General features: G+C 37.0%; 6 protein-coding genes, 2 tRNA genes and 1 pseudogene. 2 read left to right on the top strand and 7 right to left on the bottom strand.

Going from position 1 to position 12,487, the window contains the following annotated elements:
* Positions 1-152: 152 nt before the first annotated feature.
* Together AC0L7T_RS09030 and AC0L7T_RS09025 are read left to right on the top strand one after the other, a co-directional pair.
* A tRNA-Arg gene (locus tag AC0L7T_RS09030) sits at positions 153-226 on the top strand.
* 57 nt (positions 227-283) lie between these two features.
* A tRNA-Lys gene (locus AC0L7T_RS09025) sits at positions 284-359 on the top strand.
* A gap of 510 nt (positions 360-869) precedes the next feature.
* Here AC0L7T_RS09025 and AC0L7T_RS09020 read toward each other — a convergent pair.
* The 7 genes and pseudogenes from AC0L7T_RS09020 to acnA all read right to left on the bottom strand — a co-directional run bounded on the left by AC0L7T_RS09020 (position 870) and on the right by acnA (position 12,417).
* Positions 870-2,054 (bottom strand): acetate/propionate family kinase, encoded by a 1,185-nt coding sequence (locus AC0L7T_RS09020; protein WP_473342231.1) that lies wholly within the window; start codon positions 2,052-2,054, stop codon positions 870-872.
* 12 nt (positions 2,055-2,066) lie between these two features.
* Complete coding sequence (pta, locus tag AC0L7T_RS09015) at positions 2,067-4,160, bottom strand: phosphate acetyltransferase (protein WP_473342230.1); 2,094 nt, start codon at positions 4,158-4,160, stop codon at positions 2,067-2,069.
* A 373-nt stretch (positions 4,161-4,533) separates the two neighbouring features.
* Positions 4,534-5,748 (bottom strand): ABC transporter permease, encoded by a 1,215-nt coding sequence (locus AC0L7T_RS09010; protein ID WP_473342229.1) that lies wholly within the window; start codon positions 5,746-5,748, stop codon positions 4,534-4,536.
* 188 nt (positions 5,749-5,936) lie between these two features.
* Positions 5,937-6,368 (bottom strand): annotated as a pseudogene (locus AC0L7T_RS09005) (ABC transporter ATP-binding protein); the annotation flags it as partial.
* A gap of 124 nt (positions 6,369-6,492) precedes the next feature.
* The gene (locus AC0L7T_RS09000) at positions 6,493-7,710 is read right to left on the bottom strand and encodes an efflux RND transporter periplasmic adaptor subunit (RefSeq protein WP_473342227.1); all 1,218 of its coding nucleotides are present in this window, start codon (positions 7,708-7,710) and stop codon (positions 6,493-6,495) included.
* Positions 7,711-7,720: 10 nt separating this feature from the next.
* Entirely contained in the window at positions 7,721-9,046 is a 1,326-nt protein-coding gene (locus AC0L7T_RS08995) for a TolC family protein (protein WP_473342226.1), read from the bottom strand.
* 590 nt (positions 9,047-9,636) lie between these two features.
* On the bottom strand, positions 9,637-12,417 hold the full coding sequence (acnA, locus tag AC0L7T_RS08990) for an aconitate hydratase AcnA (protein WP_473342224.1): 2,781 nt from the start codon (positions 12,415-12,417) through the stop codon (positions 9,637-9,639).
* Positions 12,418-12,487 lie beyond the last annotated feature (70 nt).

Below are 12,487 nucleotides of genomic sequence, written 5' to 3'. Positions count from 1 at the left end.
TTTTTTTACAAAGATCACCAATCATTTTGAGGAAATGAAAAGTATTTTTGAATAACTGTTTGCATTTAGAAAAAACTACCTTACATTTGCACAAGCTTTTGAAAAAGCACAGAGAAACAGGCTGAAAAGCCTGTTTCTTTTTAACAAAAAAAGGTCCTGTAGCTCAACTGGATAGAGCAACTGCCTTCTAAGCAGTAGGTTTCAGGTTCGAGTCCTGACAGGATCACAATGTTAAATTTTCCAAAAGTGTCAAGGGTAAAAAATTGCTTTTGAATTTATTGCCGATTCTGTAGCTCAGCTGGTAGAGCATAACACTTTTAATGTTAGGGTCCTGGGTTCGAACCCCAGCGGGATCACCAAAATGGAATACTATTCCATTTGAGAACCCTGTTAATTTTATAATTAGCAGGGTTTTTTTCATTTTCGAGCTACCATGTTATTTGTTCAAAAAATTTTTAAACATAGAACAAAGTAAAAATTTGGCTCAAATTTTATACTTCAAATCAGTACAAAGGAATCGGCTTTCCTTTCCATATATTTTACTACAATGGGTAGGGTAACTTTGCGCCCAAGCATTCTAAATATTATTAAGCTTTTTTTTCCTTAGAGCCATTAAGGACTAAACGAATAGGCCGTAAAACCACAATTTCAACGCCTATAATTGCAACCCTTTGATTATTCTCTCTTACGATACAACATCATGAAAATTAAAATCAATTTGCTGGTAAAGTTTTTAAAAAAAATCGCACAGGAAAAAATAAGTTAGTGTGAAATGCCAAGAAAGTGAGAATAGCAAAAATTACTACACTGAAACCAATGTGAAAAAGGACAAATCCACGACCTACAGTAGCAGCTAGAGATTACAGGAATTAATGTAATAATTGAAAAGCTTGTTTGGCAATCTCTAGTTCTTCATTTGTAGGGATAACCAATATTTTTACTTGGGAAGAAGGGCTGTTAATTTCCATTAAATTTTTAGCCTTTGATTCATTTTTAGCTTCATCCAAATTAATTCCGAAGAAATCCATGCCCGTACACACAAGTTTTCTTAACCTACTAGAATTTTCTCCAATTCCAGCAGTGAAAACAATGGCATCCAACCCGTTCATAGCAGCAACATAAGCACCAATATATTTTTTAATGCGATAGGCATTCATTTCTAAAGCGAGCTTACAGTTGCTATTGCCTTTTTCAGCTTCAGCTTCAACATCCCTTAAATCAAGGTACCCTGTTAGACCCAACATTCCACTTTTATTTGTCAGCAAATCTTTGACCTCATCCAAGCTGTAGCCCAAATCATTGACCAAATAGAAAACAATTGCGTGATCTATATCTCCACTCCTGGATCCCATTATTAAACCATTGGAAGGTGTAAACCCCAGGCTATGGTCTATACTCTTGCCATCCATAATCGCGGTCATGCTGCAACCATTGCCCAAATGAATAGATATGATTTTAGATTTTTTGAGACCTAAATATTCAATGGCTTTTTGAGAAACAAATTGGTGGCTCGTGCCATGGAAACCATACACCTGAATACCATGTTTTTCGTAAAATTTTTTAGGAATTGCATACTTTTTGGCCTTTTCCGGGATAGTTTGATGAAAAGCAGTATCGAAAACGGCAACTTGTTTGGCCAAAGGAAAAAGCTGTTCTGCTATAAGAATCCCTTCAAGATTATTGGGGTTATGCAGTGGTGCCAATGTAGCCACCGATAAGATTTCTTGCTTTACTTTGGCAGTGATCAAAGTAGGGTTTGAAAAAAAATTTCCTCCGTGCACAATGCGGTGCCCAACTACTTCAATTTCGTTTGTATTTTCAATTACTCCATTATTAGAATCAAGCAATAATGTTAAAATTTTATGCAATCCCTGGTTGTGTGTCTCAATGTGATCTTTCTGCTGAAGGTTAACCGTATTTGTATTATAAATTAGAACAGCATCTTGATGACCAAGACGCTCTACCATACCACTACAAATCAATGTTTCTGAAGGCATTTCTATTAATTGAAATTTTATAGAAGAACTTCCAGAATTGATTATCAATATATTCATAGGTCTTTTGGTTTAAATATCTTGCGCTTGAATTGCAGTAACTATCACCGTATTAAAGATATCGTCAATGGTACAGCCTCGGCTTAAATCGTTTATTGGTTTATTTAACCCTTGGATTATCGGCCCAATTGCCATTGCTTTGGTTTCTCGCTGCACTGCTTTATAAGTATTATTCCCTGTATTAAGATCTGGGAAAATAAATACATTGGCTTGTCCTGCAACTTCAGAGTTTGGCATTTTGCTTTTGCCTACGGCAATGTCCACTGCAGCATCGTATTGGATCGGGCCCTCTACTTTTAGATCAGGTCTTTTACCCCTTACAATTTCGGTTGCTTTTCGCACTCTTTCCACATCTGCCCCTACCCCTGAAGTTCCCGAAGAATATGACAACATTGCAATTTTAGGTTCAATTTCAAAGGCTAAACTCGTAGCTGCAGAGGAAATAGCGATATCAGCCAATTGTTCTGAGGTAGGATTGGGATTAATAGCACAATCACCATACACAGAAACGCGATCTTCCAGAAGCATAAAAAATACGGAAGAAACGATGGAAGTTTCAGGCTTAGTCTTTATAAATTGAAGTGCTGGAAGAATCGTATGCTGTGTGGTATTTATGGCCCCGGAAACCATGCCATCAGCATCCCCTTTATAAACCATCATTGTCCCAAAATAGGAAACATCTTCCATTAAATGTTTGGCCATTTCAAGGTCAATATTTTTATGTTTTCGAAGTTTATAAAGGGATTCTGAATAGGCTTCAAAATGAACAGAATGAATGGGATTTATCACGTTAATCTTATTGACATCAAGTACAATCCCGAGTATAGCCAATTTATCCTCGATTTGTTTTTTATCTCCAAGTAATGTAATGCTTACCACGTCCAGGTCAACCAAGCGTTTTGTAGCCCTTAAAATGCGTTCATCCAATCCCTCAGGCAGCACAATATGCTTTTTATCCGATTTTGCTTTTTGAAATAAGTTATAGAGGAACATTCTAGGGGTAATTCCTTTTGTTTTGAACGTAATAAGACGTTCGACCAATTCTTCTACATTTACATTGTTTTCAAAATCCTTAATGGAGGTAGTTATCTTTTCGGTGTTCTCGGCATAAATCTGTGATTTTATATTTCCAAGTTTATTGGTAACAGAAAATGTCCCTCCTTTTACTGAAATTATCGGAACAATGTTTGAAAGCCCTTCAATGAGTTTAATAATTGAATCTTCAGGCACAAGACCAGCTGTAAGTACTATACCTGATATAGAAGGATAATTATTTGAAATGTTTGCCTGCAAAGCCCCTAAAATAATATCGGCTCTATCTCCTGGTGTAATAACCAAGGCATTTTCTTTCAGGTAAAGGAGGTAGTTGTGCAGTTGCATGGCGCCCACGCTAAAACTCCCCGCCTGGTTGTTAATATAAGCTTCTCCAAAGAGCACCTTCGCATCTAAAGTATCCACGATTTCTTTCATGGACGGATAGGCCAGATCCGGGTTGAGTGGAATAGCATTTACAATTATTTCAGGAGGCAAGTATTTCTCCAATTCAGAAACTACTAAATCTTGATTTTTTGGCTCTACTTTATTGGCGATAACACATAAAACCTCAACACCTTTATCTCTGTATGAATCAAAGGCCATTTGCAAGTTCCCAACAAGTTCATTCAATGATTTACCAATGCCACTGCCCAGAATAATCGCAGGAACGCCCAGATTTTTGGCCAAAAGCACATTAATATCAAATTCCATGATGGATCCTTCCCCTGAAAAGCTGGTACCTTCAATCAAAATAAAATCAAAACGGTCTTCAAGGGCTTTGTACTTTTTAATAATTTGACTGATGATTTCGTCATCTTTGTTTTCATTTTTTTTCCGAATCACCTCGCTTCGGCTAAAAGCATATGCGTCTTCAAATTTTATATCTAAATTGAAATAGGTTGAGATTGTGTTAATATGGTTGTCTATTTTCCCAGGCTTGAAGTCATCAATAATAGGCCGATAATAGCCTACTTTTGCTGCCTTTCCCAATAGCGATTGCATCAATCCCAGAGAGACAATAGACTTGCCACTGTTGGGCTCTGTAGTGGCGATGTAGATGGCTTTGTTCATTTTTTTAATTTTATCAAAACTAAGAAATATTATGACTCCAATTTGAGCAGGCTTGCACTAAATGGATGATAAAAATTCTATTCCCTCAAAATTTGTTTTAAACCTACTGGAAGGCCATTGAATCAATCAAAATCAGCTTCTCATTTACAATTCCCGTATAGCCATAGCACTGCTATGCCTGATTCACCAAACAGTATGATTTTCTTTCGATTAACGTATGGCCCTAGAAACACGGGGCAGGCATGACGAATACTATTACATAACCAGGGTTTAAACGCATTTTTTTCTTAGTAGATCCAACCCGTTTCTTTTGAAAGTCTTATTTTGCGGCTCCCAGACATATAGAATAGACTTTCAATCCCAAACCAAGGGTCTACTCATATCGAATAGCATCTATGGGGTTCAATTTCGCAGCTTTTCTGGCAGGAAAAAAACCAAAGGCCACACCAACAAAAACAGAAAAACCAAATCCAATTAAAATTGCAGACACAGATGTAGGAATAGCAAAACCTGTTAATTTATAGATCAATTGGTTACCTATAATTCCTAAAACCACCCCAATAGCACCCCCTACTAAACTTAGAGCAATGGCCTCTATTAAAAATTGAGTTAATATATCACTTTCCCTTGCCCCTATGGCCAGTCGTGTTCCAATTTCACGTGTACGTTCTGTTACAGACACCAGCATAATGTTCATTATGCCTACACCACCTACTATGAGAGAAATACTACCAATAGCCCCAAGCAAAATAGTTAAGATATTCATTACACTGCCTGTAATTTCCTGAATTTCTATTTGAGTAGTAATTTCAAAATCATCTTCCTGATCTGGCAAAAGTCTGTGCGCTTCTCTTAATAGCAATGTGGCCTCAAGTTTGGCATCGTCAATGGCATTTTCACTGGAAGCACTTGCCATAATCATATTGTATTCAGAACTGCCATACAACCGGTTTTGAATTGTGGTATAGGGTGCAATAATTATATCATCCTGATCTTGTCCCATAGCACCTTGTCCTTGTTCTGTTAAAAGACCAACAACGGTAAAAGGCACTTTATTAATCCTAATTTGACTTCCAATAGGATCACGACCTGAAAAAAGTTCTTCTCGAATAGTTTCGCCTATTACACAAACTTTATTGGCTGTCTTTACATCTTCTCCTGTAAAAACTTCGCCAAGAGCAATGTCCCTGCTCAAAATATTGAAATATTCTTCCGAAACTCCGTAAACGGTGCTTGATCGATTTCCATCTGGACCAATAACCTGACCACCAATACCCACCAAAGGAGATAATTCCGGCATCCAAACAGAGCTGTTTTTCAAAATATCATAATCCCTTTTGTCTAAAGGTCTTCCCATTCTTACATTTATTCCAGCTCGTCGTTCAGATTTTGTACTAATCATTATTAAATTAGAGCCCAAACCAGATATTTGATCACTTACCTGTTTTGCAGCACCCTCTCCCGCAGAAATCGTCATAATCACAGCCGCAACACCAATAATAATCCCAATCATGGTGAGAAAGCTCCTGCTCCGGTTTTTATTGATGGCCTGAAAAGCTACTTTGAATATTCTTAAAAGCTGTTTCATTATGCGTGCTCGGTTAGTTCCTTTAGTGCACTTGCTTTTGTACTTCGGTTGTTAATAATTTCATCCGTAAGAATGCGACCATCTCTTAAATAGAGCATCCGTTTAGCAAACTTTGCAATTTCCTCCTCATGAGTAATCATTACTATGGTTTTACCTTGATCATTTAGTTTAACGAAAAGGTCTGCAATTTCAATGCTGTTTTTGGTGTCAAGATTTCCTGTGGGTTCATCTGCAAGAATAAGCGCTGGATTGTTCACCAAAGCTCTGGCAATGGTTACGCGCTGTTGTTGTCCTCCAGAAAGTTCGTTGGTTTTATGGTAAATACGATCAGCCAATCCTACATTCTCCAATGCCTTTTTTGCAAGTTCAGTAATATTTGAAAAGCGTCCAGTTCTATCATACACCAAGGGCAATTCCACATTTTCAAGAGCAGTTGTTCTAGACAACAGGTTGTAACTTTGAAAAATGAAGCCTATTTTTTGATTTCTAATGTCTGCCAATTGATTTTTATTTAGTCCATTTACTTTAACACCATCCAGATCATATTCCCCAGATGTTGGCCTATCTAAACATCCTATAATATGTAATAAAGTCGATTTTCCAGAACCAGACGAACCCATAATAGCTACAAATTCTCCTTCTTTTATCAATAAATCAACATCCGTTAAGGCATGAACTTCTATGTCTCCATTTTTGAAAACACGACTTAATTTTTTAATTTCTATTACTTTTTTTGCTTCCATTCTATTCCTTCGACTTAATACTATTGATGGCTTTATCTCCATCTTTTAACGCTGTGCCCCCAAGAAATCTTTTAATTTCAGATTCTAAACCAGACTTTATGCCTGTTTCTATAAATTGAAATTTTAAATTTTCATTTTCATCTTTATAAAAGAATCCATCGAATCCTGATGGTAATTCCTTTTTAAAGTTGGCTGGGCTGTACAATTCTTCATTATTAATAGCCTCATTGAATTTTTGGTGCAATGAATCAGGTAAAAATTCCCTGGCTTTTTCAATAAGCATTGGCTTTATCTCTTTCAACATGGCTTCATTAGGCCTTAATCGTAAGGCTGAATTGTTGATTATCAACACATCTTTAGCCGTATTTACAACAAATTCCAAGCTTGTTGTCATTCCGGGCATTAAAAATCCTTTATCATTGTCAACATCTACAACTACTTGATAATTTACCACATTATTAATTTTAATGGGCTGCAAACGAATTTGACTTACACTACCGTAAAATTCTTTTTCAGGAAAAGTTTGTACCGAAAAACGAACATGCATACTATCTTTAATATAGCCAATATCACTTTCATCTACATCTGCCAAAATTTGCATTTTTGAAAGATCTTCAGCAATGAGGAACATTTTGGGAGTGGCGAAACTGGCAGCCACCGTCTGTCCTTCCTCTACGGATCTTTCGGTAATTGTCCCATTTATGGGTGATGTAATTCGCGCATAGCTCATACTCACTTCAATGTTTTTCACAGTTGCTTCCGATGCTTTTTTACTACTCAAGGCTTGTTCATATGCGAATTTAGAATTGGTGTATTGTTGCTCTGAAATAACCTTTTCTTCAAACAACTTTTCACTCCTTTCAAAATCTACCTCGGCCTGATTAAAACGTGCCTCATTGACTGCCAAATTAGCTTGGGCTGTAAGTAAATTGGTTTGAAGTAGCCTTAAATCCATTTCGGCTAAAAGTTGACCTGCAAAAACCTCATCGTTATAATCCACATAAATCTTTGAGATGGTGCCAGAAAGTTGTGTACCGACTTCAACCGTATTAATAGCTTCCAGCGTTCCTGTGCTGGACACTATGTTTTCCAATTCTCCAGTTTTTATAGTGGTATAGGTATACTCAAGTTGTTTGTTCTTAAGCATGGGCTTTGCAATAAAATAACCTGCTACAAGCAATGCTATAATCCCAAGAATAATAATGGTTGATTTTTTCATGGATTTATATTTAATCCTGACCTAATAATAATTGATAATCGTAAAATGCTGTTCTATAATCTGAAATGGATTGTAGCCAATTAAGATGCGCCTGTGTATAGGATAATTCGGCATTATTGACTTCTAAAAATGTCCCAACCCCAAACTGATATCGTTTTTTCGCAAGTTTTAAAGCATCAGCTGTAAGATCCTTATTCTCTTTCTGAACTTCAATTTTTTGTCTTGTGAAATCGAGATGGGACAACAGTTCATTTAATTGCATTTTGGTTGCTTCCTCCGTGTATTGCAATTGTTTTTTGGCCATGTTCTTCGCTATTCTGGCCTGTTGCACCTTATTTTTAGTGATGAGCCCATTAAAAATACTGAATTGCAATTGAAATCCAACGAGACTTGTGTTTACCCATTGGAAATCTGCCAATTTAAAATTATCTTCTTGAGCCTGGTAGTTATAATTCCCAATGGCATCCAGTGTAGGATAATAAGAAGATTTTGCAAGTTTTATTTGTATATCTTTTGCTGCAACATCAATCTCCAGTTGCTTTAAGGTGCTATTTTGTGTTAGTTTTTCTATTGGATTCTCATCCAGAAAAAGCTCGTTACTCACAAGGGCAATTGGTTCGGTTAATTTTAAAACAACCTCTTCTTTTAGACCCAATAGCAATTTTAAATTGTTAGCCAATGGAAGTATGGAATTCTGCGATTCTAGTAAACTATTTTTGGCTTGTGCAACTTGTACTTTCGCCGTGGCGTAATCGTAATCCGTTAATGTCCCCAGATTCTTCCTTATTTCCACATCTATTAAAGTTTCTTGAGCACTCTTTAATTGTTTTTGTTGCACTTTTACAATTTCTTGGGCTATTAAATAATTGAAATAGGTCTTTTTAATTTCATTCATTATATTTTGCCTTGTATTTCTAGCAACTTCATTTTGATAGTTTAGGCTTGTTTCAATATTAATTTTATTGATCCGATTATAATTAGAATACACAGGAATAGACAGGTTTAGCGAAGCGCTATAATCATTATCAGCACCAAGTTCAGTGGCCGTTCCTCCTTCACTTCCGAAACCATCTGGTAAAAAAATAACTTGTCGATTTATATTTCTATAATAATTGGTATTTGCTGACAGTTTGGGAAAAAAATTACCTTTGGCTTCTTTTAAGGCAAATTCGGCGGTCTCAACCTGATATTTTGAAATAGCAATATCTGTATTTTTATGAAGCCCCAATTCAATTGCAGACTCTAAATTTAGAGGGATACTGTCTTGAGCATAGCTTGTATTGATTATAGAAATGGCAACCAGTAAAAACAACATTTCAGATTTATAGAATTTCATGTTTTAACCTTATTTTATTAACAAGATTAATTTAAAAGATAAAGGGAAACAATGATGTAGATCATGGTGATGCACCAGATAAAAAAAATAGGTGATGGATATTGTCCCATTTAAGAAAAAAATTGTTTTATTAATACCTAAAAAGTATCCTTTTCAATTATTGAATTGAGCATTTATTAATTGAATTCTTTATCTGGATAAGACGGCTGGTATACCATCCTTTGGATTTAGTGCTATTATTGATTATCTGAGATTACCAATTTACACAAGACCTTAATGAAACTGCTTGCTCAAATCTGGAGGGAATACTATTTACAAACAATTCGCAATAGCTAATCTGTTACGTGTTGGAATCACTCCAAAATTAACCACAAAAAAACCCATTGCCTATTTTTGGTATAAACTCAAAATAGACAATGGGCAAATTACTATGCGATGAAATCGCTTTAAAATGAGTAAATAGCTTATGGTAAAAGGCCTGAAAAGCCCCTAGGCCATGCAAAGGGGGCCAAAAGCTTTATAAAATGATCTAGGGAATGAAACATCATTGTACAATCACATTCTAATCAATTTATAGTTTACCTCAAGTTTTAGGCTTTCAAAAACTGCCTAAGCACATAATGAAGAATTCCCCCATTTTTATAATATTCTATTTCAATTAAAGAATCAAGACGGGCGATTACTTCAAAGGTTACTTCACTTCCATTTTCATTTTTAGCTTTGGCTTTTAAAACTTTCAAAGGAGATAATCCCTCTTTTATCCCCTCAATAGAAATCTGCTCTTTACCTGTAAGCCCTAGCGAAGCGGCGGATTGGCCTTCTGAGTATTGCATTGGCAAGACACCCATACCTACAAGATTAGACCTGTGTATCCTTTCATAGCTTTCAGCAATTACCCCTTTAATACCCAACAGAGTGGTTCCTTTAGCAGCCCAATCCCGTGAAGATCCACTACCATATTCTTTCCCTGCCAAGACCAATAAAGGGACACCGTCGCTGATGTATTTACGTGAGGCATCAAATACTGTCATTTCTTCTCCAGAAGGCATATGGGTGGTGTACCCACCCTCCTGGGTAGCCAATTGATTCTTTATCCTAACATTGGCAAATGTCCCTCTTACCATCACTTCGTCATTACCTCTTCTCGAACCGTAGGAGTTGAACATTACCTGTTCCACTCCTTTATCAAGTAGGTATTTACCCGCTGGTGATTTGGAGGAAAAAGAACCGGCAGGCGAAATATGATCAGTAGTGATGGAATCTCCTAGCTTCAACAAAACACGGGCGTTAAGTATTTCATCAGGATTATCTACTTGTTCGGAAATCCCATTAAAAAATGGTGCTTCTTTAATATAACTAGATTCCTGAGACCATTGATACACTTTATCTTCAGGAGCTTTCAACGCACGCCACTGATCATTGCCTTCAAATATTTCTCCATAACTCTTTTTGTAATCTCCCGGTGAAAGCACACGGTTAGCGACTTCAAAAATTTCCTCATTGGTAGGCCATAAATCTTTTAAATAAACCGGCTCAAGGTTCGGGTCATATCCTAAAGGCTCATTATTTAGATCTACATCCACTCTGCCTGCTAGCGCAAAAGCAACCACAAGCATTGGTGACATAAGGTAATTCATCTTCACTTGAGGATGTACTCTTGCCTCAAAATTTCTATTACCTGATAAAACAGAAGCTACTATCAGGTCATTCTCCTCAACTGCTTTGGCAATATGAACAGGTAAGGGTCCTGAATTACCAATACAACTGGTACAGCCATAACCGACCACGTGGAAGCGCAAGGCTTCTAAATCCTCTAGTAATCCAGCATGATGGAGATAATCCGTTACAACCTTGGATCCAGGAGCCAAGGAGGTTTTTACCCATGGTTTTACATCGATACCCCTTTCTCTCGCTTTTCGAGCAATAAGCCCCGCCCCGATCATAACACTTGGATTTGAAGTATTGGTACAAGAAGTAATGGCTGCAATTACTATGGATCCATCATAAAGTGCGAATTCCTCATTATTCAATTTGACACCAACGGTTTTTAATCCATTTTTAACCTTTGTCTCGATTTCCAAATCACGATCTAGCTGCTGTTTCCCGCTTTGCACTGGCTGATTTCCTCCACCTTCATCAAGCCATCTACCCACTTCTCTTTTTTCAATGGGTATGTATTCTCTTCCGTGTACTTCCTTAAGTAAGGAGCCAAATTTCTTTTTAAATTCCCTTAAAAGGATTTTATCCTGTGGCCTTTTTGGTCCTGAAACTGTAGGCTCCACAGTGCCAAGGTCTAATTCTACTACTGAGGAATAATTGATTTCGTCCTCATTTTCCCTCCAAAGCATATTCGCTTTGGCGTAGTTTTCTACAAGTTTAATATGTTCCGAAGCCCTATTGGTCCTGCCCATATAATCCAGGGTGCGATCATCTATGGGGAAATAAGTAACCGTACACCCAAACTCTGGAGACATATTTGAAATGGTAGCCCTGTCTGGAACAGACAACCCGTCCAGCCCGGGACCAAAAACTTCAACAAATTTCCCTACTACACTTTGTCTCCTTAGAAGCTCAGTGATGGTCAAAACCATATCTGTAGAAGTTGTACCCATTGGCAATGCCCCAGTAAGCCTCAGACCGACCACCTCAGGCATGATGAAATAGATAGGCTGCCCCAATATGGCAGCCTCTGCTTCTATACCTCCAACACCCCAACCAACTACTCCAATTCCATTGACCATGGGCGTATGGGAATCTGTACCTACCAAAGTATCAGGAAAAACATTTCCGTCTCTGGCAATTACACCTTGGGCAAGGTATTCCAGATTCACCTGGTGGCAAATACCCATCCCAGGAGGAACTACTGAAAAGTTGTTAAACGATTTTTGCGCCCACTTTAAAAACTCGTATCGCTCCCCATTTCTTTGATACTCCACATCTACATTTTTTTTGTAGGAGTAATCCGTACCAAAATAATCTACCTGAACGGAATGATCCACTACCAAATCAACGGGGATTAAAGGATTTATTTTTTCTGGATTTTTGCCTTTTCTAACTGCTTCAGAGCGGAGAGATGCGATATCAACCACCGCGGGCACACCTGTGAAATCTTGCATCAAAACCCTTGCAGGTTTGTAGGGGATATCTTTTTCTGAAGGTGCTGGTTTCCAGTTAAGCAAAGTTTCAATATTCTCCTTTGTAATAGCAAAATCATCGAAATTTCTCAGCGTATTCTCTAAAAGAACCCTGATTGAAAAGGGGAGTTTATTAATTTGATATCCTTGCTTTTGTAATTCTTCCAAACTCCAGTAATTAAGATCACCTTGAGCTGATGGAAGTTTCTTTATGATTTTATATGGATCTTTTGTCATAAAATAAGAAGGTTTATAATTAAAAAGGATATTAATTACGAATTTTAAATATAATCTAATATACTAATAT

The organism is Cyclobacterium sp. 10D3-21 (assembly GCF_055809755.1).
The sequence above is the reverse complement of the archived record's forward strand: the minus strand, read 5'-3'. Positions and strand labels throughout refer to the sequence as shown.

What these genes read in the sequence shown, in the direction of transcription:
- AC0L7T_RS08995 (WP_473342226.1), bottom strand. Translation starts at nt 9,046, where the DNA reads ATGAAATTCTATAAATCTGAAATGTTGTTTTTACTGGTTGCCATTTCT.
- AC0L7T_RS09010 (WP_473342229.1), bottom strand. Translation starts at nt 5,748, where the DNA reads ATGAAACAGCTTTTAAGAATATTCAAAGTAGCTTTTCAGGCCATCAAT.
- acnA (WP_473342224.1), bottom strand. Translation starts at nt 12,417, where the DNA reads ATGACAAAAGATCCATATAAAATCATAAAGAAACTTCCATCAGCTCAA.
- pta (WP_473342230.1), bottom strand. Translation starts at nt 4,160, where the DNA reads ATGAACAAAGCCATCTACATCGCCACTACAGAGCCCAACAGTGGCAAG.
- AC0L7T_RS09020 (WP_473342231.1), bottom strand. Translation starts at nt 2,054, where the DNA reads ATGAATATATTGATAATCAATTCTGGAAGTTCTTCTATAAAATTTCAA.
- AC0L7T_RS09000 (WP_473342227.1), bottom strand. Translation starts at nt 7,710, where the DNA reads ATGAAAAAATCAACCATTATTATTCTTGGGATTATAGCATTGCTTGTA.